Annotated in this window: 24 protein-coding genes; 5 read left to right on the top strand and 19 right to left on the bottom strand. The window is 55.5% G+C overall.

The window, feature by feature from the left end:
• Nucleotides 1-12: 12 nt before the first annotated feature.
• The 11 genes from truD to JAO79_RS11885 form a co-directional block, all read right to left on the bottom strand.
• Complete coding sequence (gene truD / locus JAO79_RS11835) at nucleotides 13-1,071, bottom strand: tRNA pseudouridine(13) synthase TruD (protein WP_320158960.1); 1,059 nt, start codon at nucleotides 1,069-1,071, stop codon at nucleotides 13-15.
• Nucleotides 1,068-1,547: a 2-C-methyl-D-erythritol 2,4-cyclodiphosphate synthase gene (gene ispF / locus JAO79_RS11840; protein WP_199007461.1), complete on the bottom strand. Its 480-nt coding sequence runs from the start codon at nucleotides 1,545-1,547 to the stop codon at nucleotides 1,068-1,070. Before ispF ends, truD begins: the two co-directional genes overlap by 4 nt.
• A 44-nt stretch (nucleotides 1,548-1,591) precedes the next feature.
• The gene (ispD, locus tag JAO79_RS11845) at nucleotides 1,592-2,293 is read right to left on the bottom strand and encodes a 2-C-methyl-D-erythritol 4-phosphate cytidylyltransferase (RefSeq protein ID WP_199007462.1); all 702 of its coding nucleotides are present in this window, start codon (nucleotides 2,291-2,293) and stop codon (nucleotides 1,592-1,594) included.
• A gap of 144 nt (nucleotides 2,294-2,437) precedes the next feature.
• A complete protein-coding gene (locus tag JAO79_RS11850) occupies nucleotides 2,438-2,710 on the bottom strand; it encodes a septum formation initiator family protein (protein ID WP_114335729.1) in 273 nt (90 codons plus the stop codon).
• A 195-nt stretch (nucleotides 2,711-2,905) separates the two neighbouring features.
• Nucleotides 2,906-4,201 carry a phosphopyruvate hydratase gene (gene eno / locus JAO79_RS11855; protein ID WP_199007463.1) on the bottom strand — a complete coding sequence of 432 codons (1,296 nt, stop codon included), beginning with the start codon at nucleotides 4,199-4,201 and terminating at the stop codon, nucleotides 2,906-2,908.
• Nucleotides 4,202-4,448: 247 nt separating this feature from the next.
• A complete protein-coding gene (gene kdsA / locus JAO79_RS11860) occupies nucleotides 4,449-5,294 on the bottom strand; it encodes a 3-deoxy-8-phosphooctulonate synthase (protein ID WP_199007464.1) in 846 nt (281 codons plus the stop codon).
• Nucleotides 5,295-5,296: 2 nt separating this feature from the next.
• Nucleotides 5,297-6,925, bottom strand: a complete 1,629-nt coding sequence (locus JAO79_RS11865) for a CTP synthase (protein WP_199007465.1) — start codon at nucleotides 6,923-6,925, stop codon at nucleotides 5,297-5,299.
• Nucleotides 6,926-7,013: 88 nt separating this feature from the next.
• The gene (gene tilS, locus JAO79_RS11870) at nucleotides 7,014-8,357 is read right to left on the bottom strand and encodes a tRNA lysidine(34) synthetase TilS (protein ID WP_199007466.1); all 1,344 of its coding nucleotides are present in this window, start codon (nucleotides 8,355-8,357) and stop codon (nucleotides 7,014-7,016) included.
• A complete protein-coding gene (gene accA / locus JAO79_RS11875; protein WP_199007467.1) occupies nucleotides 8,341-9,294 on the bottom strand; it encodes an acetyl-CoA carboxylase carboxyl transferase subunit alpha in 954 nt (317 codons plus the stop codon). The genes tilS and accA overlap by 17 nt, the downstream gene beginning before the upstream one ends.
• A 102-nt stretch (nucleotides 9,295-9,396) precedes the next feature.
• Entirely contained in the window at nucleotides 9,397-12,879 is a 3,483-nt protein-coding gene (gene dnaE, locus JAO79_RS11880) for a DNA polymerase III subunit alpha (protein ID WP_199007468.1), read from the bottom strand.
• 2 nt (nucleotides 12,880-12,881) lie between these two features.
• A complete protein-coding gene (locus JAO79_RS11885) occupies nucleotides 12,882-13,277 on the bottom strand; it encodes a TlpA family protein disulfide reductase (RefSeq protein ID WP_199007469.1) in 396 nt (131 codons plus the stop codon).
• 163 nt (nucleotides 13,278-13,440) lie between these two features.
• On the opposite strand from JAO79_RS11885, the gene arsC reads away from it, so the two are divergent.
• From arsC to JAO79_RS11905, 4 genes are read left to right on the top strand one after another with little or no spacing between them, the layout of a single operon-like run.
• Nucleotides 13,441-13,794: an arsenate reductase (glutaredoxin) gene (arsC, locus tag JAO79_RS11890; protein ID WP_199007470.1), complete on the top strand. Its 354-nt coding sequence runs from the start codon at nucleotides 13,441-13,443 to the stop codon at nucleotides 13,792-13,794.
• A gap of 24 nt (nucleotides 13,795-13,818) precedes the next feature.
• Complete coding sequence (gene wrbA, locus JAO79_RS11895; RefSeq protein WP_199007471.1) at nucleotides 13,819-14,424, top strand: NAD(P)H:quinone oxidoreductase; 606 nt, start codon at nucleotides 13,819-13,821, stop codon at nucleotides 14,422-14,424.
• Between the two features lie 33 nt (nucleotides 14,425-14,457).
• Nucleotides 14,458-14,817 (top strand): DUF2069 domain-containing protein, encoded by a 360-nt coding sequence (locus tag JAO79_RS11900; protein ID WP_199007472.1) that lies wholly within the window; start codon nucleotides 14,458-14,460, stop codon nucleotides 14,815-14,817.
• A 26-nt stretch (nucleotides 14,818-14,843) separates the two neighbouring features.
• A complete protein-coding gene (locus JAO79_RS11905; RefSeq protein WP_199007473.1) occupies nucleotides 14,844-16,649 on the top strand; it encodes a GspE/PulE family protein in 1,806 nt (601 codons plus the stop codon).
• Here the strand turns inward: JAO79_RS11905 and JAO79_RS11910 are convergent, their stop codons facing one another.
• The 8 genes from JAO79_RS11910 to smrA all read right to left on the bottom strand — a co-directional run bounded on the left by JAO79_RS11910 (nucleotide 16,650) and on the right by smrA (nucleotide 23,249).
• On the bottom strand, nucleotides 16,650-17,714 hold the full coding sequence (locus JAO79_RS11910; protein ID WP_199007500.1) for a DUF3080 domain-containing protein: 1,065 nt from the start codon (nucleotides 17,712-17,714) through the stop codon (nucleotides 16,650-16,652).
• 12 nt (nucleotides 17,715-17,726) lie between these two features.
• Nucleotides 17,727-18,419 (bottom strand): acireductone synthase, encoded by a 693-nt coding sequence (gene mtnC / locus JAO79_RS11915; protein ID WP_199007474.1) that lies wholly within the window; start codon nucleotides 18,417-18,419, stop codon nucleotides 17,727-17,729.
• Nucleotides 18,416-18,976 (bottom strand): 1,2-dihydroxy-3-keto-5-methylthiopentene dioxygenase, encoded by a 561-nt coding sequence (locus JAO79_RS11920; RefSeq protein ID WP_199007475.1) that lies wholly within the window; start codon nucleotides 18,974-18,976, stop codon nucleotides 18,416-18,418. The genes mtnC and JAO79_RS11920 overlap by 4 nt, the downstream gene beginning before the upstream one ends.
• Entirely contained in the window at nucleotides 18,973-19,599 is a 627-nt protein-coding gene (locus JAO79_RS11925; RefSeq protein WP_199007476.1) for a methylthioribulose 1-phosphate dehydratase, read from the bottom strand. The genes JAO79_RS11920 and JAO79_RS11925 overlap by 4 nt, the downstream gene beginning before the upstream one ends.
• An 83-nt stretch (nucleotides 19,600-19,682) precedes the next feature.
• Nucleotides 19,683-21,884 (bottom strand): xanthine dehydrogenase family protein molybdopterin-binding subunit, encoded by a 2,202-nt coding sequence (locus JAO79_RS11930; protein ID WP_199007477.1) that lies wholly within the window; start codon nucleotides 21,882-21,884, stop codon nucleotides 19,683-19,685.
• Between the two features lies 1 nt (nucleotide 21,885).
• A complete protein-coding gene (locus JAO79_RS11935; RefSeq protein ID WP_199007478.1) occupies nucleotides 21,886-22,374 on the bottom strand; it encodes a (2Fe-2S)-binding protein in 489 nt (162 codons plus the stop codon).
• A gap of 41 nt (nucleotides 22,375-22,415) precedes the next feature.
• The gene (locus JAO79_RS11940; protein WP_199007479.1) at nucleotides 22,416-22,616 is read right to left on the bottom strand and encodes a hypothetical protein; all 201 of its coding nucleotides are present in this window, start codon (nucleotides 22,614-22,616) and stop codon (nucleotides 22,416-22,418) included.
• Nucleotides 22,617-22,667: 51 nt separating this feature from the next.
• Entirely contained in the window at nucleotides 22,668-23,249 is a 582-nt protein-coding gene (gene smrA / locus JAO79_RS11945) for a DNA endonuclease SmrA (RefSeq protein ID WP_199007480.1), read from the bottom strand.
• A 199-nt stretch (nucleotides 23,250-23,448) separates the two neighbouring features.
• Here smrA and JAO79_RS11950 point away from each other — a divergent pair, with 199 nt between their 5' ends.
• Nucleotides 23,449-25,365, top strand: a complete 1,917-nt coding sequence (locus JAO79_RS11950; protein WP_199007481.1) for a putative nucleotidyltransferase substrate binding domain-containing protein — start codon at nucleotides 23,449-23,451, stop codon at nucleotides 25,363-25,365.
• Nucleotide 25,366 lies beyond the last annotated feature (1 nt).

Here is a 25,366-nt window from a genome sequence, read left to right on the forward strand (position 1 = left end):
CTAGCTCGCTTATTACTTATTATCACGGCTGAGGCTCATGTCCTGCAGCTCAAAAACATCACCCAACACAGTGGTTGCGTACTGACCAGGCGGCAACAAGAACTGCAGCTGAAGGGTAGTGGCGTCTAACCACTCCCAGCGCAACCCATCCGGCCGAGTGACTAAGGCACGACGTTCGGGCTTCATACGCGTACTCGAAAAGAGCTGCTCAAACTCCGGATGCAGCGCAACAACTGACCGTTCCAAGCGTTCTTGTTGTTCAGTGGCCTGGGTGCCACCATCGCCCCAAAGAGGGCCGGTTGGCTTGCCGTCATCAGCCGGCTCCCCGGGCAATGGCGTAAACCAGTTTCCGGCACTGACACGCTCTGCCAGCACCTCGTTGAACAACCACGAACGTGCCGCCGAAAAGTACAATACGTTTTTCGAGGCACTTCCGCCACCGCCGCGACGACCACCGCGCTTTCGATTCAATCGTGTGGGATCAAGATTGACCGCCTTATCCAAATTGCCGCCACCCAGGCCAAATCGCTGAGGGCCGAAATAATTTGGCGCACCACGCTCGGCTAACTCAGCCAAGGCCGCGTCAATGTGAGGGCGCTCCCCTCGGACTTCTCGCAACACCAGCTCAAAACCATTGTGTTCATGCTCGCCGCGACGAAGCTTCCGGGCGTGTCGACAATGAGCCAGGACGGGCCAGCGCTCCGCGATCGCAGCCAGCAATCCAGCATCGTCTGATTCCAGCCCGGGGCGGTACAAACTGAACCACTGCACCGTTACCGCATGACGGTCTTTCATCCCACAAAAGCCCACTTCGAATGCTTTCGTGCCCGCCAGGGCCGCCAACTCGCGCGCAACGTACTCGGTGTTGTCACCGGTCTTTTCGATACGAACGCACAGATGCTCTCCGCCCCCGGTCTTGTTAACTTGCGGAGCTTCGAAGTCGGACGATAAATACTCGGTCACCCGAAAATCTTCAGGACTGACCTTGAGCAAGGCGGAAGCAGGCCGAGCGCCCGAAGACGTTGGCCAATCAAGGCGCCAGCGCGCTGTCACTACCGACGATGAACTCACAGAGTCACCGGCTCAAGTAAACACACCGCCTGACAGGCAATGCCCTCACCCCGACCAGTGAAGCCCAGCTTCTCGCTGGTTGTCGCCTTTACACTCACCCGATTAACGGGCACCCCTAAATCCGCGGCAATATTCAATCGCATGGCTTCAACATGAGGCGCCATCTTAGGAGCTTGAGCAATGATCGTGGCATCTACATTGACAACCGAAAAGCCTTCGTCCTGAACCCGCTGCATCACCATCCGCAATAATTCGCGACTGTCCGCCCCGGCCCACTCGTCGCTGGTATCCGGAAACAGATGGCCAATATCACCCAGTGCAACCGCGCCGAGCAGTGCGTCTGCCAACGCATGCAAAAGAACGTCGCCATCCGAGTGGGCTTTCAGCCCCTGACTGAAGGGAATTTTAACCCCACCTAAAATGACAAAATCGCCCTCACAAAAGGCATGGACATCAAAGCCCTGGCCAATACGCATGGTCATCTCCGAATCAAAAACCAGAATGTGCGGGTAGGCAAATCTTACTGCCGGTTCAGAATAAACTCGGCCAGTTCCAGATCCGACGGTACCGTGATTTTCAGGTTATCCGCCCGGCCTTCCACCAGAAGTGGCATATTACCGGAAAACTCCATAGCAGAGGACTCATCCGTAACCGTATGGTTGTTTTTGAGGCACAATTCCAATGCGGCTTTCAAAGCACCAAAACGAAACATTTGTGGGGTTAATGCCCGCCACAACTGGCTTCGATCAACGGTTTCTTCAACCTCAGGCTCCCTTCCTCTGTTGGCCCGTTTCAAGGTGTCTGCCACCGGCGCTGCAAGCAATCCCCCGACCGGGTGGTCAAACAACGTGTCAATCAGATTGGAAAGATCGTGGGGGTGCAAGCATGGGCGTGCAGCGTCATGCACCAACACCCAGTCGTTATCATCGGCTTGCTCGTCCAGCGCATGCAGCGCTGCAAGCACCGAATCTGCCCGCTCTTTTCCACCGGTGCAGGTCTGGATACGCTCATCCTTGGCGCATTCGCTGTCCGGCCACCATTGATCTTGGGGGTTTAACGCTACCATGCAGCCTTTAAACGGCGCATTGTTCAGCAAACGGGACAGGGTGATATCGAGGATAAAGCGGTCAGAGATTTTCAGGTACTGCTTGGGGCATTCAGCTTTCATACGCTGGCCGATACCAGCGGCAGGAACCACAAGCCAAAGATTATGGGTTTTCATAGAGGCAGATAAACAAAGTTGGGAGAGCATTGGGCGGATACTTTCCGGGAATGTCGAAGGCCAAGGATGGCCTGAGAGAAGCGCACATGGATGTGCTCGTAGCGGTTCCCGGAAAGTATCCGCCCGATGCTCTGTGCACCGAAATTACTTCTCGACAACGAGGAAAAACGTCTCATCATCCCGAATCAAGCCCAGGTTCATGCGAGCCCGCTCTTCCACCGCCCCCTGCTGATTTCGCAGGTTACGAACCTCTGCGTATAACCGATCGTTCCGAGCCGCCAGCCCGGCATTCTCGGCCTGCTGCTTGGCAATCGCTTCTTCCAGAGCCCACACTTGCGCAAAGCTACCCTCCCCGACCCACAGGCGTACCTGTAGCAGGAGAATCAGCACAGCAAGAATGGCCCAAAGCGTTTTCATGCAGATTAGCTCAAAAAATAACAGTTAAAAACTAACGTCAGAGGGTAAGTATAGACGCTCAGGTAGATTAACAAGAAAATGCCCCAACTTATTGGGCAAAAAGGCCATCGTGTCTGAATTTTCATCCAGAACGCGATGGCCTTAACATTTTGTTACCTGACAGCATTCACTGTCAGGTGTACCGCAGGCTCGTAATTAGCCTTGGCCTTTAATCTCACTCAGGCCACGGTAAGGCGCCTTGCCTTCCAGATCACCTTCAATGCGCAGCAACTGGTTGTACTTGGCCACACGGTCAGAGCGGCACAGTGAACCGGTTTTGATCTGCCCCGCGCAGGTCGCCACAGCCAAATCAGCGATGGTGGTGTCTTCGGTTTCACCGGAACGGTGAGAGATAACCGCGGTGTAACCAGCATCCTGAGCCATTTTGATCGCGTCCAGAGTCTCGGACAAGCTACCGATTTGGTTGAACTTGATCAGGATGGAGTTGCCAACGCCTTTTTCGATACCCTGCTTCAGGATTTTGGTGTTGGTTACGAAAAGGTCATCACCAACCAACTGAACTTTGCTGCCCAGCTTGTCGGTCAGAACTTTCCAGCCGTCCCAGTCACTTTCGTCCATGCCGTCTTCGATAGAGACGATCGGGTAGCGGTCGCACAAGCCGGCCAGATAATCTGCGAAGCCTTCGGAATCGAAGCTCTTACCTTCACCGGTGAGCTGGTACTGGCCGTCTTTGTAGAATTCGGAAGACGCACAGTCCAATGCCAGAGTAACGTCTTTGCCCAGCTCGTAACCAGCTTGTTCAACGGCTTCTTTGATAGCAGCCAGTGCGGCTTCGTTGGATGGCAGGTTGGGTGCGAAACCACCTTCGTCACCCACAGCTGTGTTGAGGCCTTGGGCCTTCAGAACTTTCTTGAGGCTGTGGAAGATTTCAGCACCGACTCGCAGGGCTTCGGCGAAGCTGGTTACGGAAACCGGCTGGACCATGAATTCCTGAATATCGACGTTGTTATCGGCGTGCTCGCCACCGTTCAGGATGTTCATCATCGGAACGGGCATGGAGAACTTGCCGGAGGTGCCGTTCACGTCGGCGATGTGCTCGTACAGTGGCTTGCCCAGTGACGTTGCAGCTGCTTTGGCAGCGGCCAGAGATACGGCCAGAATGGCGTTGGCGCCCAGGTTGGCTTTGTTTTCGGTGCCGTCCAGGTCGATCATGATTTTGTCCAGACCACGCTGGTCTGCAGAATCTTTGCCTACTAGAGCGTCACGAATCTGACCATTGATCGCTTCAACGGCTTTGCGTACACCTTTACCGAGGTAACGGGATTTGTCGCCGTCGCGCAATTCCAGCGCTTCGCGGGATCCAGTTGAGGCACCGGAGGGTGCGCAGGCACGGCCCAGGGTTCCGTTTTCCAGAATTACGTCGGCTTCAACGGTTGGGTTACCCCGTGAATCCAGAACCTCACGAGCTTTGATGTTGGCAATCTTGGTCATTCGAAAGTTTCTCCAGATTTTATCTTCTAAACACTGTACCGGTTATCAATTTCGGTGCTGGAGCGATCAACTGGAAGGGCCTGGCGAAAACCGCTACAAGCACATCCATGTGCGCTTCTCTCCGGCCATCCATGGCCTACGAAATTTTCGCCAGGCCCTTCCAGTCGCTCACTCTTCAAGTCCGCAGTTTGCCTTCGTGGTAATTACGTCCGGAATATGCGGGCTTTCAAATTGCGGACACCGCCAATCAGGCGGTGTCTATAGGTTTAAAACTTTTTACCAGGTCGTCTACGGCTTTCACCCGCTGAAGGAACGGCTCCAGCTGGCTCAAACGCAGTGCGCATGGGCCGTCGCATTTGGCTTGATCCGGGTCCGGGTGCGCCTCCAGGAACAAACCGGCAAGGCCTTGAGACATGCCGGCCAACGCCAAGTCGGTCACTTGTGCGCGGCGGCCGCCAGCAGAATCGGCTCGTCCACCCGGCATTTGCAGCGAGTGGGTTACGTCGAACATTACAGGCACGTTCATCGACTTCATGATGCCGAAGCCCAGCATATCGACCACCAGGTTGTTGTACCCGAAGCTGCTGCCCCGTTCGCACAGGATGATGTTGTCGTTACCGGCTTCTTCGCATTTGGTGATGATGTGCTTCATTTCCTGAGGTGCCAGGAACTGAGCTTTCTTGACGTTGATCACCGCGCCGGTTTTTGCCATGGCAATCACCAGATCGGTCTGGCGACTCAAGAACGCCGGCAGCTGGATGATGTCGCACACTTCAGCGGCAGGTGCTGCCTGCGCCGGTTCGTGGACATCGGAGATAATGGGGACACCGAATTTGCTTTTGATGTCCGCCAGTATCTGCAAACCTTTATCCAAACCGGGGCCGCGGAATGAATTCACGGATGAGCGGTTAGCTTTGTCGAACGATGCCTTGAATACGTAAGGAATGCCCAGCTTGTTCGTGGCTTCCACGTAGGCTTCAGCAACCTCCATGGCCAACTCGGGCGACTCCAGTACGTTCATGCCACCAAAAAGCACAAAAGGCTTTTCGTTAGCGACTTCAATGCCAGCGACATTAACCACGCTCTTGGCCATGCTTAGGATCCCTTTTTGTTCGCCAAAGCGGCTTCAACAAAGCCTTTGAACAGCGGGTGGCCGTCGCGAGGCGTTGAGGTAAATTCCGGGTGGAACTGACATGCCACAAACCATGGGTGATCCGGTGCTTCTACAACCTCGACCAAACGGCCATCGGTAGAGCGACCAGAGATCAGTAGTCCAGCCTCTTCCAGCTTTGGCAGGTAGTGGTTGTTCACTTCGTAACGATGACGATGACGCTCACGAATAGTCTTCTTGCCGTAGCAGGCGGCAATGGTCGAGCCTTCGGTCAATACGCAGTCCTGAGCGCCCAGACGCATGGTGCCGCCCAGGTCAGAGGCTTCGGTACGCTCTTCGGTGTTGCCGCTGGCATCCAGCCATTCGGTGATCAGGCCAACAACCGGTGCCGGAGAGTGCTCACGGAACTCGGTGCTGTGGGCATCCGCCAATCCGGCCACGTTACGGGCGTACTCGATAACAGCGACCTGCATACCGAGGCAGATGCCCAGGTATGGAACTTTGTTTTCTCGGGCGTATTGAACTGTGCGAATTTTGCCTTCTACGCCACGCTCTCCAAAACCACCGGGCACCAGGATTGCATCGGCAGATTCAAGCACCTGAGTACCTTCACGCTCGATGTCTTCGGAATCAATGTAATTGATGTTGACCTTGGTGCGGGTCTTGATACCGGCATGCAGCAGGGATTCGATCAGAGACTTGTAGGCCTCCAGAAGTTCCATGTACTTACCAACCATGGCGATGGTGACTTCTTGCTGCGGATTCATCAAAGATTCCACAACTTCGTCCCACTCGCTCAGGTCTGCTTCACGGGCATCGAGATTAAACCGGTCGATCACCAGCTGGTCCAGACCGTATTCGTGCAACATGCGCGGGATGGCATAAATCGACTTGGCATCCTGCATCGGGATAACCGCACGCTCTTCCACGTTGGTGAACAGAGCAATCTTGCGGCGGGAGCTGGCATCTACTTCGTGCTCGGAGCGGCAAAGCAAGATGTCCGGCTGCAAGCCAATAGAGCGCATTTCTTTTACGGAATGCTGGGTTGGCTTGGTTTTAATCTCACCCGCCGTCGCAATATATGGGACCAGCGTCAGATGCATGAATAGAGCGCGCTGGGCACCGACTTCCACTTTCAGCTGGCGACACGCTTCGAGGAACGGCAGAGATTCGATATCGCCCACGGTCCCGCCGACCTCAATCATCGCCACGTCAGAACCGGCCGCACCTTCGATAACGCGGCGCTTGATTTCGTCAGTGATGTGCGGAATTACCTGAACCGTGCCGCCCAGATAATCGCCACGGCGCTCTTTGCGGATAACTTCCTCGTACACCCGGCCGGTGGTGAAGTTATTTCGCTTGCTCATCGGTGTACGGATGAAGCGCTCATAGTGGCCAAGATCAAGGTCGGTTTCAGCACCATCTTCGGTGACAAATACTTCACCATGCTGGAACGGACTCATGGTGCCGGGGTCCACGTTGATGTATGGATCCAGCTTGAGAATAGTGACCTTCAGGCCGCGTGCCTCCAGGATGGCTGCCAATGAGGCAGACGCAATACCTTTGCCCAAAGAGGACACAACACCGCCGGTGACGAAAATATAACGCGTCATGCAGATTCCATGATTATCTGGTTCGGTAAAGGGGGGAGATTGTTCATCTCAAGATGGGACATCAGACTACCAGAAAGCCCTCACCTACTCAATTAAAATCCCGTTCCACAATAAGCCTCCAACCGGTGGTCGGGGCGCTTCCCGAGTATTGGTCAGAACACCATAAATCGCCAATCGCAATCAGCTCTTCACCCTCGCCTACACGCCTGTAAACCAAGGGCAGCAAGGCTCTTTCCCAAGGCGGGACGCCCTGTTCCTGAAGCCATGTTTTTAATGCCCGGGAGGGACTATCGGGCCGAATTTTTACCCGTTCACCGCCTTGCCTCGTAGATACCCGTATTGGCGGCGAAGATCCCATTGAGGTACCTGCAATTTGAATTGGCAACAAACGGAGCCGCCAGCCTCCCCAGTTCACCACCTCATTCGGTGAAAGATCGACAGGCCCTTTCGGCACTACAGCTTCAGGCACAAGATAGAGATGACCGCGATACCGGCGCAAGGCAAAGCCGGCACCCCGGATTTCCGGCGCCCGGTCTTCTGCCGCGTTCAGCAGATCGGAAAGCCCCTGATCCAGGCCGCTACTCGCTGGCACTTCAAAACGACGCTGCAGCAGCCACCACCGCACCAGATTTCGCTGTTCGAGAGTACTCAGGCTCCCAAATTTCGCCAGCACCAGCCGCCCCTTATCCGCGCAAGACTGCCACTGCAGTTCCGCCAAACGCTGATTCAGCTCGGCGCTTTCCCGGCATGCTCCAGCGCTATGCTCCAGTCGCCGCAACAAGCCCGGCCAGCGCGCTTTCAATTTCGGGAGGATTGCATGACGCAAGTAATTACGGTCGTAGACCGTGCTGGCATTGCTCGGGTCATCCACCCAGCTCACACCGGCATCAACCGCGACCTGCTCCAGCCGGTTACGCTCTATCGACAACCACGGTCGATAAAGATGCCCCTTACCCAACGCTCGGTTTACTGGCATACCGGAAAGCCCTTTCACGCCCGAACCCCGGAGCATTCGAAACAGGACCGTTTCGGCTTGATCATCCCCGTGATGAGCCATCAGGATCAGGTCGCCACCACCAATGCGACGTTCGAAGACTCGGTAACGGGCGTTTCTTGCCGCTTCTTCCAAGCCGCCAGCAGCGGTATCCGAAACAGGCACATCAACGTGCTCGACCACAATGGGCACGCCCAGGCGCTCGCATACATCCCGGCAGAACTGCTCAGTCTGCTGATGGTTCGCTTGAAGCTGGTGATTAATATGCAGTGCAGTGATATTGGAATGGCAAGCCGCCGCCACGTGCAGCAGCAGCGCCGAATCCAGACCGCCGCTGAAGGCGATCCAGAGCCGGGAATATTCGGGGAGAGTGCTGACCGGCGCTCGCAGATCATCCGGCCAGTCAGCATGCCGGGCGGAGTTACCGCCCGCCTTCATACTTGGTCAAACGCTCATACCGGCGGGCGATCAACTCATCCTGTGGCAGGCGGCACAATTCGGCCAACCCGGTTTCAAGTTGCGCTTTCAGGGTTGCCGCCATATCTTCGGGGCTGCGGTGCGCCCCGCCTAACGGCTCTTCTATGACGTTGTCGGCAACGCCCAACTCTTTCAGGCGAGTCGCCGTCACACCCATGGCTTCGGCCGCTTGCGATGCGTACTCGGCGCTTTTCCAGAGTATCGACGCACACCCTTCCGGAGAGATCACGGCATAGGTTGAATATTGCAACATATTCAACTGATCACATACGCCAATAGCAAGCGCGCCACCGGACCCACCTTCACCAATGACGGTCGAAATGATCGGTGTTTTCAGCCTCGACATCACCGCAAGGTTGAAAGCAATGGCTTCACTTTGACCGCGCTCTTCCGCGCCGATACCGGGATAGGCCCCCGGGGTGTCAATGAACGTCAGAATCGGCATTTTGAACCGCTCAGCCATTTCCATCAGACGCAGGGCTTTACGATAACCTTCAGGGCGCGGCATACCGAAGTTACGTTTAACTTTGTCACGCACTTCCCGCCCTTTCTGATGCCCGATGACCATAACCGGCTGATTGCCCAGACGAGCAGTGCCGCCTACGATGGCCTGGTCATCTGCATAGCGACGATCGCCGTGCAGCTCATCAAAATCGTCAAAAATCAGATCAATATAATCCTGGGTGTAGGGCCGGCGAGGATGCCGTGCCAAGCGTGCTACATCCCAGGGCTTGAGATCAGAAAAAATGCTCTCTGTCAGGCTGACGCTCTTCTTTTTGAGGCGACTGATCTCATCGGTAATATTGATGTCGGTATCGTTACCAACCATTCGAAGCTCTTCGATTTTGGCTTCGAGATCGGCGATCGGCTGTTCGAAATCCAGGTAATTAGGGTTCATGATGTTCCATCATTTGATTGCCAGGCGGGCAAATGCCCACCCAAACCAGAATTTGGGACAAAGATAGCAGCGCTGGCCGCAGAGCAAAAGCGGACATTGGTCTTAATCATAGACCAGTTCTACTGCTTGGTCGCCCACCAGATGTTTCAGTTCAAACAGGAGGTCATCATCCGGCTGTACTCGCCAGGATTCTCCTAGTTCTATGCGGGTACGGGCTTCCGCGCTGCTGTATTCAATCCATACCGGGCTGCCGTCGTTACGGAAAGGCCGCAGCGTATCGTCCAACTTATCCAGCAAGCCGTTTTGCAATTGGTCAGCGTGCAATGCCAAGCGAATTCCCCGACTGAACTGCTGACGCGCTGTCGCGACATCGGTGACCGAGCTGACCCGCATTTTCATCTGCCCCGAGTAATCGTCGTGGCTAACCTGCCCCTCCAACACGATCACCTGATCCGATTGAAGCAGCTCCCGGTTCTCAAAATAGGCCTCCGAAAACAGAGTCGCCTCAATGCGTGCGCTTCTATCATCGAGCGTGATGAAGCACATGGTTGAACCTGTGCGGGTTTTCATGGTGCGCTGAGCCACCACCAAGCCGGCCACACGCTGAGGTGATTTATTGGGCTTGAGCTCGGCAATGGACGAGCGGACAAACCGACGCACCTCTTTCTCGTACTCATCGAAGGGGTGGCCGGTAAGATAGATACCCAGCGTGTCTTTTTCACCTTTCAGACGTTGCTTTTCAGGCCATTCGCGCACATCGGTCACATCGGCATACACGTCTTCATCATCGCCACCACCGAGCATTTCGCCAAACATATCCACCATGCCAACGGCATCGTTTCGGGATTGCTGACCGGCCTGCTGTATGGCCTTATCGATACTGGCCATCAGCTGCGCCCGGGTTGCACCGAGCTTGTCCATTGCGCCGGCACGGATCAATGCTTCCATGGCACGCTTGTTGACCTTCTTCAAATCAACCCGACGAGCGAAATCGAAAATGTCCTGGAACGGGCCGCCTTCTTTGGCGGCGGCAACCACGCTTTCGATGGGCCCTTCACCCAAGCCTTTGATGGCACCCAGGCCGTACACAATCTGCCCGTCGTCATTGACGGTAAAGGTGTACTCGGAACGGCTGACGTCAGGCACCAGAAGGTCGAGCTTCATGTTGCGACATTCTTCGACCAGCGTGACCACCTTGTCGGTGTTCTGCATATCCGCGGTCAGTACCGCCGCCATAAATTCAGCCGGGTAATGGGCCTTCATCCATAGAGTCTGGTACGACACCAAGGCGTAGGCTGCGGAGTGCGACTTGTTAAAACCGTAGCCGGCGAATTTCTCAACCAGGTCGAAGATGTTTTCGGCCAGAGTCTTATCAATGCCGTTGTTCGCACATCCGTCAAGGAAAGAAGCCTTCTGCTTAGCCATTTCCTCGGGCTTTTTCTTACCCATAGCCCGGCGAAGCATGTCGGCGCCACCCAGGGTGTAACCCGCCATAACCTGAGCAATCTGCATGACCTGCTCCTGGTAGAGGATAACCCCATAGGTGGGCTCCAATACGGGTTTCAGGCCTTCGTATTGATAATCCGGGTGCGGATAGGACAGCGGCTGGCGACCGTGCTTACGGTCGATAAAATCATCTACCATGCCCGACTGCAGCGGGCCGGGCCGGAACAATGCCACCAGTGCGATCATATCTTCCAGTGAGTCTGGCTGAAGACGGCGGATCAGATCTTTCATGCCGCGGGATTCAAGCTGGAACACCGCGGTGGTTTCCGCCTTTTTGAGCATATCGAACGACGCTTTGTCATCGAGCGGAATCGTCGCAATATCCAGTTCCGGCTCCCCGCGCTTTTGCCGGCGCGGGTTGATCATGTGCAAAGCCCATTTGATGATGGTGAGGGTCCGCAGACCCAGAAAGTCGAACTTCACCAGGCCGGCTTCTTCAACGTCACCTTTATCGAACTGGGTGACCAGGCTTCCGCCCTCATCATCACAATACAGCGGCGAAAAGTCGGTAATCTTGGTGGGCGCGATCACCACACCCCCGGCGTGTTTACCGGCGTTCCGGCACACACCCTCGAGCTTGAGCGCCATTTCCCAGATTTCCTGGGCTTCTTCGTCCTGCTCCAAAAATTCTTTAAGCTGAGGTTCCTGCTCAATGGCCTTGTTCAGAGTCATGCCGACTTCGAACGGGATCAACTTGGACAGTTTGTCCGCCAGCCCGTATGACTTACCCTGCACTCGGGCCACATCCCGCACCACCGCCTTTGCCGCCATGGTACCGAAGGTAATAATCTGGGACACCGCTTCCCGGCCGTATTTCTGGGCGGTGTATTCGATAACCCGGTCCCGGCCTTCCATGCAGAAATCAACGTCAAAGTCGGGCATGGATACCCGCTCCGGGTTGAGGAATCGCTCGAACAGCAAATCGTACTCAAGTGGATCCAGATCGGTAATCAACAGCACATAAGCAACCAGCGAGCCGGCACCGGAACCCCGCCCCGGCCCAACAGGCACGCCGTTGTTCTTGGCCCACTTGATGAAGTCCATAACGATCAGGAAGTAGCCCGGGAAACCCATCTGAATGATGATATCGAGCTCAAACTTCAGTCGCTCTTCATAGACCGCCCGTTTTTGGTCGTACTCCGGATCGTCTTTGCTGAGAATCGTTTCCAGACGCATATCCAGACCTTCTTCCGACACCTTTCGGAAGTAGTCGTCCATGGTCATGCCATCCGGGATCGGATAATTCGGCAGGAAGTACTCACCCAAACGGACCTTTACCGAGCAACGGCGGGCGATCTCGACGGTGTTCTCGATAGCTTCAGGAATGTCCGAGAACAGTTCGATCATTTCCTCGGCGCTGCGCAGATATTGCCTATCACTGAAACGGCGATCCCGGCGCGGATCATCCAGCGTGCGACTTTCGCCAATGCAGACCCGGGCCTCGTGGGCCTCAAAGTCGTCAGCGGTCAGGAAGTGCACATCATTGGTTGCCACCACCGGCAACTCCATGTCAGCCGCCAGCTCAACGCTCAAGTGCAAACAGTCTTCATCACCAGCCCGGTCGGTGCGCTGAAGCTCCAGGTAATAACTGTTCGGGTACAAATCTTTCCAGTACTGGGCGCGCTCGCGGGCCAGTTCCGGCTTGCCTGCCAGCAGTGCTTTCCCGACATCACCCATTTTGGCGCCAGACAAGGCAATCAAACCGCCAGCACGAACTTCCAGCCATTCCTTTCGGATAATCGGCTTGCCGTACTTCTGACCCTCGGTATAACCTAGTGAAATGATTTCCGTGAGGTGCAAATAGCCGTCGTTGTCGCGGGCAAGCAGAGTCAGGCGAAACGGGTTTTCAGGCTCATCCGGATTTTCGAGCCACAAATCCGCACCGACGATCGGCTTGATGCCGGCCCCCATAGCGCCCTGGTAGAAACGAACCAGTGAGCACATATTGGATTGTTCGGTCAGCCCGACCGCGGGCATACCCAGTTCAGCCACCCGATTGATCAGAGGCTTGACCCGAACCAGGCCATCCACCATGGAATATTCAGAGTGTACGCGCAGGTGTACGAAAGTATTTGCCATGTTCAATTGCCGATCACTGTGCGGATATCGTCTTCGGTTTGCGGACCAAAGCGCGTCTCAATAAGCTCACCGCCCGGGCCCACAACAAAGGTGGCAGGCAGGGCCACCGGTACATTCCAGCCAAACTCTGGTGCGGGGTCTTTCGCCAGCATGGTGTACTCGATTCCCATTCGTTCGCCTAGATCCTGCAAAGTCTCGCCTTCGATACCATCGAAATTCACCCCCAACACCGATATATCGGGGGCTTTATCGAGCTGGTTCAGCTCGGGGATTTCCTCAAGACAGGGTTTACACCATTCGGCCCAATAGTTCACCAGCACCCATTGCCCCCGAAAACTGTCCCAGTTTTTCAGAGTGCCGTCGGCTTGCTCCAGCTCCACTTTGCTGCAACCGGTCATTACCAGTCCTGCACTGAACACCAGGAGTGCTAACCAACATGGGCGAGGTGCGGCCGGGGAGATTCGAGGGATGGACGGGTACCGAGGGTACTGCAAGGCATTTCCTCCTGTTAGACTACGCCCCAAAATAGACCGCAATCACGACTGTTAATCGAGCATGACCATGACAGAACAAACCCGTATTTTCCATAACCCACGGTGCTCAAAATCACGCCAGACCCTTGAGCTGCTTCAGCAAAAAGGTATCGAACCGGAGATTATACGCTACCTGGAGACGCCTCCGACAGAGCAAGAGCTATTACAAATTCTTGACCTGCTGGGATGCGAGCCCAGAGAACTCATGCGTACCAAGGAACCTGAATACAAAGAGCAGAATTTAGCCAACCCCGAGCTGACCCGTGAGCAGCTGGTTCAGGCGATGGTGGCCACCCCCAAGCTGATCGAACGCCCCATTGTTCTTGCGAACAACAAAGCTGCAATCGGCCGCCCGCCAGAATCTGTATTGGACATCCTTTAAACAGAGCCGTCTCAGGAGCCAGGCATGAGCAATTCCAGCCCCTACATTCTTGTTCTCTATTACAGCCGAAACGGCCAGACGGCTGAAATGGCCAAACAGATCGGGCGCGGCGTGGCCCGGGTGGCAGGAATGGAAGCGAAGATTCGCACCGTGCCCCCGGTTTCACCTGATACCGTAGCCAGCCAGCCTGCTGTACCTGATACCGGCGCCCCCTACGCCACACGGGAAGATCTGGCCCATTGTTCCGGCCTGGCGCTGGGTAGCCCTACCCGCTTTGGAAACATGGCGGCACCGCTCAAGCATTTTCTGGATGGCACCGGAGACTTGTGGCTGAATGGCAAGCTCGCTGGCAAACCGGGCGGAGCCTTTACCTCAACAGGAAGCTTGCATGGCGGGCAGGAAACCACCCTGATAACGATGATGCTGCCTCTGCTACACCACGGCATGGTACTGTGCGGCATTCCCTACTCGGAAAACGCTTTGAACGATACCAGCACCGGTGGCACCCCCTACGGGCCGTCCCACTGGGCCGGCACCGGCGCGGAACAACCTCTAAGCGAACACGAACGAACGCTCTGCCAGGCTTTTGGCGAACGGCTGGCTCGTTTGGCACAGAAACTCTCTGACTGATTCCACATCGACGTTAACTATTCGGAACCCTTTATGCTCCATAATGAAAAAGCCAAAACCACCGCACGCGTAACCAGCGGGCTCTATCTTGCCGTATTGGCTACACTGGTTCTGACAACGTTCTTCCCGGCGCCGGTTGAAGGGGTTTCCATCGGCCTGATGCTCGCGGTCAAGTTACTGCCTCTGCTGGCGTTTATCATCCCGGTTTTCCGAGGTCACAACCGCGGTTATATCTGGATGTCGTTTGTACTGATTTTTTACTTCACCCAGGCGGTTGTCTCCGCCTGGCTTAGCGAAGGCGCACTCGGCCCCGTGATCATGACGGTGCTGACGTTCCTGCTGTTCACTGTGGCCATGATGCACTTGAAAGTGAACCGCCCGGTCGCGGCCTGATGCACACCACTTGAGAGGCAATACGGATGGCTGATCAAACACTCGCAATGCCCGCGCCACCCCATCATCGCACGCTCACCCTGAGAGACGTGTGTACTGCGCTGGTGGAAAGCGAGGAAATCAGCCAGCAGGATGCCGAGCGAGTGCTGACAGCCAACCTGGGCTCATCGTCCGAGGGCACGAACAGTACTCCCAGACACCCGCTGGAACTGGTGGCCATTGCCGGCCTCACCAGCCAGATTGACGGGCGCACGCTGGATCTGGAACGCCTGACCCACTGGTTAGCCAGCTGGGGCCAGCAGGATTATTACCACATTGATCCCCTGAAAATTGACACCCCAGCCATTGCCCGAGTCATGTCTTACGCCTTTGCCCAGCGCCACGGCATTCTGGCGGTCGAGATCACCGACGACGAAGTGGTGATCGCCAGCAGCGAGCCGTTCAAACGGGAATGGGAAAGCAACCTGCGCCAGGCAGTGCGTAAGGACATTCGGCGCGTGGTCGCCAATCCCGAAGCCATCCGCCGCTATACGGTCGAGTTCTACCAGTTGGCGGCCTCGGTCAGCAAAGCCGGGGGCGGCGCGAAAGCCGGGCCGGCCGGCAATCAAAATCTGGAGCAGCTGCTGGATCTGAGCTCCGGTGATAGCGCGGACGCTAACGACCAGCATGTGGTGAAGATAGTTGATTGGCTGCTTCAATATGCCTTTGAGCAACGGGCATCGGACATTCATATCGAGCCTCGTCGCTCAGTCACTCAAGTGCGGTTCCGTATCGATGGCGTACTGCACAACGTTTATGAATTTCCCGAGCACGTTGGCACGGCCATTACCAGCCGCCTGAAAATTCTGGGCCGGTTGAACGTCGCCGAAAAAAGACGCCCGCAAGATGGTCGAATCAAAACCCGCAAACCAGATAACCGGGAAGTAGAGCTCCGCCTGGCCACCATGCCCACCGCCTTTGGCGAAAAAATGGTGATGCGAATCTTTGATCCGGAAGTCCTGCTGAAATCGTTTGAACAACTCGGTTTCAACAAAGACGATCGAAGCCGCTGGCACAGCATCACGTCTCGCCCTCACGGCATTGTGCTGGTGACCGGCCCGACTGGTTCGGGCAAAACCACCACCCTGTACTCTACCCTGAAACAACTGGCGTCCCCGGAACTGAATATTTGCACCATCGAAGACCCCATCGAGATGGTCGAGCCAGCCTTCAATCAGATGCAGGTTCAGAACAATATCGACCTCACCTTCGCGCAGGGCGTCAGAGCTCTGCTTCGCCAAGACCCAGACATCATCATGATTGGGGAAATCCGGGACCTGGAAACCGCAGAGATGGCCGTGCAGGCCGCCCTGACCGGGCACTTGGTGCTATCGACACTGCACACCAATGATGCGCCGAGCGCCATTACCCGATTGATGGAACTGGGTATTCCCCCCTACCTGATTCGCGCAACCGTGCTCGGAGTGATGGCACAGCGACTGACTCGCAATCTTTGCCCGCATTGCAAGCAACCGACCGAAGCCGACGAGCAAGCGTGGCAAGCCCTGACCCGTCCGTGGAAAGCCCCGGCACCCAAGCAGTTTTTCCACCCTGTGGGCTGTCTGGAATGCCGGAATACAGGCTATATGGGGCGTTCCGGGGTTTATGAAATCATGACAATGTCAGAGAACCTGACTCGCCAGATTACCGATCGTTGCGAGTTGGAAGCCCTGAGACGTGACGCATACAAAGAGGGCATGAAATCGCTCAGGTTAAGCGGTGCCCAGAAAGTGGCAGCCGGGCAAACCACCGTTGAAGAAATTCTTCGGGTAACGCCGGAAAGCCAGCGCTGATCAGGCCCCGGGCCGCAGCCCACACTGGGCCAGCAAGTCCTGCCAGTGCCGGGTATGGCGCATCATCGCCTGGTCCAGCTCCCGCCACAGGCTTACGCCGGACTCCTCAGAAAGATGCCGGCGGTACCAGCGTTCAAACGCTTGAGGCATCACCTCGTTTTGTTGTTCAGCCAAATGCGCGAAGCCACGGATCAAACTATCCCGGGCCCGACTAACAGCGCTCATATAGGGCTGAACTTCGCCGATATAAATCTTGAAAAAGAAACTCTGGACGATGTTGGACTGATTATTGGGCCTACCGTTCAAACACAGCGGCCGCCCTTCCAGCCTGGCCCGCAGTGTATCGGTGCCCGAGTTCAGTGTCGCTATTAGCAAACGTGCGCTGTTGATCACCTGTCCCGCCTGAAACTGAGCTTGCCAGCGCTGGTGTATCCGCCCCAGGTCATCCAGCGGTACGGCCAATTGGCGGCTGTTCAATGACGTTACCATCTCGTTCAACTGATCCAGATCCAGAGCCAGATCGGTCAATGCATTCTGTTCAGCCGCCACGGGGTAATAACCTTTCGACAAGGTAAATAACTTCTCAATCTCCTCGGTACCCCAGGTCGCATTCCAGACCGCCAGGGGAAGTGTCTGGCGCTTACTGGCAATCGCCAGTTCGAGCGTGACTTTCAGTTCATCGTCGTCAATCTGCTGCACGCAACGCCCGGCACTTCGGATAAAACGGATCTCATAGCGCAGGCGGTTGATCGGTTGCATGACTCGGCCCATTACTGAATTTCTTTCACCCACTACGTACTGGAGTTCGCAACCATACAGCGAAAGAAAGTCGAGCATTCCCAATTCCAGCTCGGGGATTTCCAGAACACGGTCACGGCGCCTGGTTAGGGTGGTAGCTCGGGGCAATTCCGAGGGGGTGGTTACGGCGGGGGTGTCGAGCACCCTAGCCAACCGGCTCAGGTACTCGTCCATCATGGGTTCTGCTTCGTTAAAGGGATTACAACCGGCCAGAAGCAGCACAAGCATGCCCGGAATCAGACCTCGTCTTCTCCAGTCACCGGGCATCATTCAGTCCTCCTAACGTGCTCGCAGGAGTGCATCAACCTCCGCAAAATCGCGAGCAACAAACCGATCAGTCTCAGGCACACTGCCCTCACGTATCAGCCAAGCCGTTTTCATTCCTGCCTGTTCGGCGGCTTCCAGCTCCGCTTCCACATCCGACAGGAATAGCACCGTCTGAGGCTCAACGCCAAGTTCAGAAAGAATGTTGTGATAGGACTGGGCTTCTTTTTTACCGCCCACCGCAGTGTCAAAGTAGCCGGAGAAGAAAGGCGTGAAATCCCCCTCGTTGCTGTGACCAAAAATCAGCTTCTGGGCTTTAACCGAGCCGGAGGAATACACAAAAAGCCGTAAACCACGGTCGTGCCACCGCTGCAGGTAGTCGGCAGCGTCCGGGTAGATATGCCCCTTCAATTCGCCGCTTCGGTAGCCCTGCTCCCATATCATGCCCTGCAGCGCCTTAAGGGAACCTTCTTTACGATCTTCAGCGATCCAGTTCTGAAGAACGTCAATCAAGCCTTCAACATCTTTGCTATCCACCCCGCTTTTATCGGCCACGACGGCCAACTGTTCAGATACAGCGCGGGTTGTGTGATGATGCTCCCGAACAAACTCCGGCAGGTGTTTGCTGGCGTAGGGAAACAGCTCATCGTGTACGAATGAGATCGAGCTGGTCGTACCTTCAATGTCGGTCAGAATAACGCGGATCATGCCTGCACTCCTGCCAGGGCCTCATACCTTGGAATACGTGTAGCAATGTCTTCGCCGGTAAAGCTGGCCACCCAGCCTTCGGGATTGGTGAACAGGCGAATACAGGTAAATTCTGGCTCCGAGCCCATATCAAACCAGTGGCGCGTGCCATTCGGGACGCTAATCAAATCGTTTTTCTGGCACATAACAGCGTAGACCTGATCGTCAAAATGCAGGTAAAACAGACCTTGGCCCTGCACGAAGAACCGCACTTCGTCTTCACTGTGGGTGTGCTCATCCAGAAACTTTTGACGGAATTCGGCCTTCTGCGGATGCTCCGGTGTCAGGCTGACCACGTCAGCTGTCTGAAAACCACATTCTTGTTTAAGCCGGTTCACGTCGTCAGCGTACACCGTCAAAATCTGCTCCTGACTGGCACCAGCCGGAAGATCACGAGTCGGCCAACGCTCAAAGCGAACACCTTTCTCATTCAATTTCTCGCGAATCACTTGCGGGTCAGACGTGACCGTATGGGCATTGTCCGGTTGATTCTGGTTGAAAATGCTCAGGGTGGTCATCGGCAAATTCTCATGGTTTCAAGTTCACATTCAAAGAGGAATTCAAACGCTTCAACATGGCGCAGACAATCGTCCATAGTCGCACCCCACGTATACAAACCGTGGCCCCGGATCAGATATCCGTGTTGCTCCGGATGATGCTGGAACCATTCCCGAGTCCGTTCCGCCAGCGCCGGAATATCCTGGGTGTTGTCAAAGACGGGAATCCTTAACCGGCCGTCGTGGCTGCCTACTCCCGGAAAAGCCTTTTGCAGCTCATACCCTTCGACTTCAAAGGGCGCTCCGGCTTCGATCAATCGACTCAATACTGTCGCCTTTACCGAGTGCGTATGCAAGACAGCACCGACCTCCGGATAGATCTGATAGAGAACCGTGTGCAGAAGGGTTTCAGCAGAAGATTTGGCACAGCTCTGGACGGGATTGCCGTCAAGATTTACCACCATGACATCGTTCGTGGAAAGCTTGCCCTTGTGCCGGCCCGATACAGTGATGGCAATGTGGTCAGAATCAAGGCGAGCGGAATAATTGCTGCTGGTGGCGGGAGACCAGCCACGGTCGTACAGAAAACGCCCGGCATCCACAATAGCCTGAGCCGCTGTGGCGTATCGGTTTACATCAAACATTGGCTCACTCCCGGTTAGAGTTGGCCCTTCGGGGCAAATATCGGCCGCCATTATAGGGCGGCCGATCGCTCCGGCAAACCGCTTTAACCGGCGGTCAGCGGTAACTTGCGCTGGCGCTTTCCAGTCAACGCGAACAGGGCATTGCCCAAGGCAGGAATCACGGGTGGTACTCCCGGCTCACCTACGCCCGTAGGGTCTATTTCACTTTCAACAATATCCACCACCACTTCGGGTACCTGATACATTCGCAATATCTTCGAATCGTGGAAATTGCTTTGCTGAACCTCGCCGTTCTTGAAGGTAATTTCTCCGAACAGCGCCGCGCTCAATCCAAACAGGATACCACCGGAAATCTGATCTTCGACCACTCGTGGATTCACCACCTGGCCACAATCTACACTGCAGGTAACCTTATGGACTTTGATCTCACCGTTCTCGATGCTCGCCTCGACAACCTGAGCCACGTATGTACCGAAAGACTTGAACAGGGCAATACCTCGGGCCCGGCCTTCCGCCAGCGGGGATCCCCAACCCGCCAGTTCGGCCGCCCGATCAAGCACCGCGCGATGGCGGGGCTCATTGGCCAGAAGCTTTCGGCGGAACTGCAGCGGATCTTCTCCAGCCTCGTGGGCCAGCTCATCCATAAAAGTTTCTACTGCAAAACCGTTATGGGAGTACCCGACTGAACGCCACCAGGTAATCGGAACCCCGGGGTCTGTATGAGTATGACGAACACTGACGTTTTCGACCTGATACGGGTAACCGATAGCGCCCTCAATGGCGGAAATATCTTTCGGTGTCGCAATCCCCTCAGCCATCAAACCTACACGGCCCAACGTGCTATACATAAACTTCGGCGCCCAGGGATACTGTGCCGGTGCTGCATTACGCACATACCAGTCCAGAATCTGGGGGCCGACAATCTGGTGATCCCAGCCGGTCAATTCCCGGTCTTTGAAGCTGGCTTTCATTCGGTGCAACATCGCCGGTCGCCAGAAGCCGTGACGAACATCCTCTTCCCGGGACCAGATCAACTTAACCGGCTTTTTGACCTTATAAGCAACGAGGGCAACTTCTTCGACATAATCCTGAGTCAAGCGACGACCAAAGCCGCCACCCAGGAAGGTGGTATGAACCGTGACATCACCCGGCGACAGGTTTGAGTGCCGGGCCGCTGCGATGCGAGCCAGATCCGGTGCCTGCGTCGGCGCCCAGACTTCCATGCTTCCATCCCGGTACCAAGCCGTTGCGTTCATCGGCTCCATGGCGGCATGATCCAGATAGGGCTGCTCATACTCCGCCTCTAGCACACGGCTGGCGTTTTCAACGGCATCGCTGAAATCGCCGTCGGAACGCTCCTGAGCACCCGCGTCTTTGCTGGCTGCCTCACGGTAACCCTCAAAAACCTGATCATTATCCAGATCAATCGCTTCGGCGAAATCCCATTCAATTTCCAGGGCATTTTGCGCCTTGCGCGCGCGCCAGTAACTATCGGCGACCACGGCAACACCACGCTCGGTGATAAACGCATCCAACACGCCCGGCCACGTCAGCACGTCGCTACGGTTAAAGTCAGTGGCTTTACCGCCATAACGAGGACAACGGGTCATCACCGCATACACCATGCCCGGCAACTCAACATCGATGCCATAAACGGCTTTTCCGGTTGCCTTGGCTTCGGTATCGAGCCTACCCCCTTGGCGCCCTATGTATTTCCATTCAGTGCGCGGTTTCAAGGCCACATCGCCACGGATGATCTCTTTGTCCGCCAGCTCTACCAGCTGGCCGTATCGCAGCGAGTCGATGCCATTGGGATGAACAACCCGGCCATCCTGCGTACTGCAATCCGCAGCTTCTACCTTCCAGACACGGGCAGCGGCCATTACCAGCATTTGCCGTGCCGAAGCGCCTGCTTCACGCAGGGGCTTCCAGCTGGTAGCCACACTGGTACTTCCTCCGGTCAGCTGCAGGCCAAACAACGGATTACGATACTCCGACGCCACCGGAGCAAACTTCACTTTTATTCGGGACGGATCAACATCCAGTTCTTCGGCAACCAGCGTGGTCAATCCGGTGTACGTTCCTTGCCCCATTTCCACCCGGGCGAGAGTAAAGAAAATCTCGTCTTTGGTGGTCAGCTCAAGCCAAATATCGGGAGACCATTGGCCGGTTTCTTCTTCATAGCCGGTTTTAATGGTTGAGCAACCGGGGAGCGAGACGGCAAGCATCAGGCTGCCAGACGCAGCGGTACTGACTTTCATGAAGTCACGGCGATTCATCGTCATCTCAGATTCCTCCCTGCTCTGGCTCGTAATGGCCAACGCCACCAACAACGGATTCAACGGCCGCAACAATGCGGGAGTAGGTGCCACAGCGGCACAGATTGCCCGCCATAGCCGTTACAATCTCGTCCCTTGATGGCGAGGGAGTGTTTGCCAGCAAGTGAGCCGCCGTCATAATCTGGCCAGACTGGCAGTAACCGCACTGAGGCACGCCTTCGGCCACCCAGGCTTTTTGAAGCGGGTGCAACTCGCCATTCTCGGTTAAGCCCTCGATGGTGGTTATGTCAGCACCGTCCAGATACTCAACAGGTGTAGAGCAGGAACGGGTTGGCTGGCCGTTAACATGCACCGTACACGCGCCGCACAAACCGGCGCCGCAGCCAAATTTTGTTCCTTTAAGACCCAGCTCATCCCTCAACACCCATAACAAAGGGGTATCAAGTTCTACATCCAGACTATAGTGCTGGCCATTTACTGTCAGGCTTAACGCCATGTTCCACTCCCGTATTATTTTAATCCGGCTACCAATAGCCGTTACTTAACGACTTCGTTACCGTTTTTATCTACCCAGATTTCCCGGTTCCCTGAGTCCATTTTTCCGTTCGAATTCCAAACTTCGCGGTTCTGGGTCGCTTCTTCAACTTTGCCGTTGTCGTTCCAAATGACGCGATCTTTACAACCTGCCAACGTGAACAGGGCCATGATGACCATAAGTGCAAAAAAACGTTTGTCCATTATTGCCACCTCTTTATACCAGCGGATCGTTAACCGGCCCAGTGCGCTCACTCATGAGCCGCCGTGAATTTCTCTGTTCTGCTGTTTGTCATGATCGCTCTTGCGCACCATCACGTAGACCGCTCCGGTGTCACCATGGCGTTTCTGTGCCGAATGAAACGCCAGAACGGCATCCAGCTCCGGCAACCATTTCGCCAGATAACTTTTGAGCTGAGCAATGCCGTCTGGATTGCGCTCGCCCTTGCCATGCAGAATGATCACCGAACGCAGCCCGTAATTTACGCAATCGTTGATGAACTGGAACACCTCTTTTCGGGCCTCTTCGACCGTCATCCGATGCAAATCCAGCCGGGCCTCAATGGGGTACTGCCCCAATCTGAGCTTTTTAAACACCCCGTGCTGAACCCCTGGCCTCTGCCAACACAAAACATCGTGCGCCGTGAGCGGCTCCACTATATCCGCGGTTAACGGATTCAGATCACGAACCTGAGCCTCGACCGCAGCTTGTTGGCGAACCAAGTGCCCGGGTGTGAGTTCCTTAGGTGCCACCACATCGGCACGATTCGGTTTGCGTATGCGCCGCACATCTTTCATTTCTTCAAGGAAAGCCAGGCGCTCATCTTTGGAGGTCATAACACATACGAATCCACATTGACGAGTAACAGGACTCTACCACTGCACAGGCATCCCATAAAGAAATGCGCACGCGTACCTAGGACGAAAATCGAAGAGCGCAGCCCTCGGTCGGTGAACTACACTGATCTGAAAACGCGTATTAGTGAAGTAGCAACCCAGCAACCTTCCTTGCTACCGAGCATGACGGACTTCCCCTATGACTGCCGACTCTCCTGACACCCCGCTGCCGCAAAATACCCGCGCGATCATGACATTTTTACGGGAGCATGCCCCGTTCTCGAGCATGGACGACCCACACCTAGCCCACTTTGCGGAGAACGCCAAGCTCACGTTTTTCAGTGACGGAGAGGAAGTCCTGTCGCCCGAGGGTGGCGTCGTGAAAGACTTTTGGGTCGTTAAACAAGGAAGAATCCGCGGAGAACGGTTCAGCGAAAAGGAAAATCGGGCGGTCACCACCTTCGAAATCAGTAAAGGCGAATGCTTCCCGCTTGCCGCGCTTATTGGCGAGCGCCCGACTCGAACGTTGCACCGGGCATCGGGCGATACCTTCTGTTTGAGTATCGGCCACGATGCCTTCGTTACTTTGTTTGCGGAAAGCGAAACGTTTCGGGATTTTTGCCTGCGCGGCGTCAGTAGCTTGCTTGATCAAGTCAATCAACGCATTCAATCCACCGCGATGGCCTCCATCGGTTCCAGTGACAGCCTGGACACCCCCCTTGAGCGCTTCGCGCTGCGCGCTCCTATCGTGTGCTCACCTGACCTCCCGGTCAACGAAGCGGTGGCAAGGATGCATGAGAATAATGTCGGTAGCATTGTCATCACGGACGACAAACAGCAACCCACCGGCATTTTTACACTCCGGGATTTGCGCATGCTGGTCGCCGAAGGCGTCGACTCTCTGAGCAAACCGATCAGCCGGGTGATGACACCCGACCCCTGCCGGCTGCTGGCCACCGAGAATGCTTTTGACGCAGCCATGCTAATGGCAGAACATCATTTTGCGCACGTGTGCGTGGTCGATGACAACAACCGGCTTATTGGCGTGGTTTCAGAGCGGGACCTGTTTTCATTACAACGGGTCGATCTGGTGCATTTGGCCCGAACCATTGGCACGGCGACGCACTTAAACACACTCGTCAGCCTTCGCGCCGATGTCTCTCGACTGGTCGATACAATGCTTGCCCACGGCGCGGATTCCGGTCAAGTGGTGAAAATTATCACTACCTTGAACGATGTTACCGTGCGTCGGGTACTGGAGCTGAACCTCAAACAGAATGACCCCGGCATTTCGTTCACCTGGCTGACCTTTGGCAGTGAAGGCCGTCAGGAACAGACCCTGCTGACCGATCAGGATAATGGCATCCTGTTCGCAACCCCCGAGGGTATGACGGAAGATCAAGTCCGGGAAAAGCTGCTTCCTTTTGCACGCAAAGTGAATGACGAGCTGGCTCAATGCGGCTTCACACTGTGTAAAGGCAACATTATGGCCAGCAATCCCAAGCTGTGCCTCAGTGAAACGGAGTGGGACGACTGGTTTCTGCGGTTTATCGATGCCTCCACACCTCAAAACCTGGTTTACTCCTCCATTTTTTTGGATATGCGCGCGGTTTACGGCCCCGATGAGCCCCTGAGAAGACTGTTCGGCAGAGTGCTGGAACGTATCGCAAAAAACGCTCTGTTTCAGAAGATGCTGGCCGGAAATGCGCTTCAGCGAAAGCCGCCTCTCACCATGTTCCGTAACTTCCGCTACCTGAGCGACGACAACAAAAAGGTTTTGGATCTGAAACGTCAAGGATTGGCACCGTTCGTGGAATCAATCCGGGTGTTCGCGCTGGCCAACGGAATCAAAGCAGCCAATACTCTGGAGCGTCTGGACGAGCTCGCGAAAAAAGGGGTGTTTGATAGTAAAGACGCAGGCGCCTGGAAAGAGTCCTATAGCCTGATTCAAGCCATACGCATGCGAGCCCATCAAGACATGCTGGCCGATAACGAACCTCTCACCAACTACATCGATCCGGACGACCTGAACCCCCTCGATCGGCGCATACTCCGAGAATCCTTTCGTCAGGCCCAGCGGCTCCAGCAAAAGCTGGAATTGGCATACCAGCTATAGG

Origin of the sequence: Marinobacter litoralis (assembly GCF_016427555.1) — a bacterium.
Classification (GTDB): Bacteria; Pseudomonadota; Gammaproteobacteria; order Pseudomonadales; family Oleiphilaceae; genus Marinobacter; species Marinobacter litoralis_A.

Bases quoted from the DNA above. Each gene is read 5' to 3' on its own strand.
- kdsA (WP_199007464.1), bottom strand. From the start codon at position 5,294: ATGGCCAAGAGCGTGGTTAATGTCGCTGGCATTGAAGTCGCTAACGAA.
- ispF (WP_199007461.1), bottom strand. From the start codon at position 1,547: ATGCGTATTGGCCAGGGCTTTGATGTCCATGCCTTTTGTGAGGGCGAT.
- ispD (WP_199007462.1), bottom strand. From the start codon at position 2,293: ATGAAAACCCATAATCTTTGGCTTGTGGTTCCTGCCGCTGGTATCGGC.
- JAO79_RS11865 (WP_199007465.1), bottom strand. From the start codon at position 6,925: ATGACGCGTTATATTTTCGTCACCGGCGGTGTTGTGTCCTCTTTGGGC.
- JAO79_RS11900 (WP_199007472.1), top strand. From the start codon at position 14,458: ATGCTCCATAATGAAAAAGCCAAAACCACCGCACGCGTAACCAGCGGG.
- JAO79_RS11920 (WP_199007475.1), bottom strand. From the start codon at position 18,976: ATGACCACCCTGAGCATTTTCAACCAGAATCAACCGGACAATGCCCAT.
- mtnC (WP_199007474.1), bottom strand. From the start codon at position 18,419: ATGATCCGCGTTATTCTGACCGACATTGAAGGTACGACCAGCTCGATC.
- eno (WP_199007463.1), bottom strand. From the start codon at position 4,201: ATGACCAAGATTGCCAACATCAAAGCTCGTGAGGTTCTGGATTCACGG.
- JAO79_RS11925 (WP_199007476.1), bottom strand. From the start codon at position 19,599: ATGTTTGATGTAAACCGATACGCCACAGCGGCTCAGGCTATTGTGGAT.
- smrA (WP_199007480.1), bottom strand. From the start codon at position 23,249: ATGACCTCCAAAGATGAGCGCCTGGCTTTCCTTGAAGAAATGAAAGAT.
- JAO79_RS11950 (WP_199007481.1), top strand. From the start codon at position 23,449: ATGACTGCCGACTCTCCTGACACCCCGCTGCCGCAAAATACCCGCGCG.
- JAO79_RS11905 (WP_199007473.1), top strand. From the start codon at position 14,844: ATGGCTGATCAAACACTCGCAATGCCCGCGCCACCCCATCATCGCACG.
- JAO79_RS11850 (WP_114335729.1), bottom strand. From the start codon at position 2,710: ATGAAAACGCTTTGGGCCATTCTTGCTGTGCTGATTCTCCTGCTACAG.
- tilS (WP_199007466.1), bottom strand. From the start codon at position 8,357: ATGAAGGCGGGCGGTAACTCCGCCCGGCATGCTGACTGGCCGGATGAT.
- accA (WP_199007467.1), bottom strand. From the start codon at position 9,294: ATGAACCCTAATTACCTGGATTTCGAACAGCCGATCGCCGATCTCGAA.
- dnaE (WP_199007468.1), bottom strand. From the start codon at position 12,879: ATGGCAAATACTTTCGTACACCTGCGCGTACACTCTGAATATTCCATG.
- arsC (WP_199007470.1), top strand. From the start codon at position 13,441: ATGACAGAACAAACCCGTATTTTCCATAACCCACGGTGCTCAAAATCA.
- JAO79_RS11930 (WP_199007477.1), bottom strand. From the start codon at position 21,884: ATGACGATGAATCGCCGTGACTTCATGAAAGTCAGTACCGCTGCGTCT.
- JAO79_RS11940 (WP_199007479.1), bottom strand. From the start codon at position 22,616: ATGGACAAACGTTTTTTTGCACTTATGGTCATCATGGCCCTGTTCACG.
- JAO79_RS11910 (WP_199007500.1), bottom strand. From the start codon at position 17,714: ATGCCCGGTGACTGGAGAAGACGAGGTCTGATTCCGGGCATGCTTGTG.
- JAO79_RS11935 (WP_199007478.1), bottom strand. From the start codon at position 22,374: ATGGCGTTAAGCCTGACAGTAAATGGCCAGCACTATAGTCTGGATGTA.
- wrbA (WP_199007471.1), top strand. From the start codon at position 13,819: ATGAGCAATTCCAGCCCCTACATTCTTGTTCTCTATTACAGCCGAAAC.
- JAO79_RS11885 (WP_199007469.1), bottom strand. From the start codon at position 13,277: ATGACCGGTTGCAGCAAAGTGGAGCTGGAGCAAGCCGACGGCACTCTG.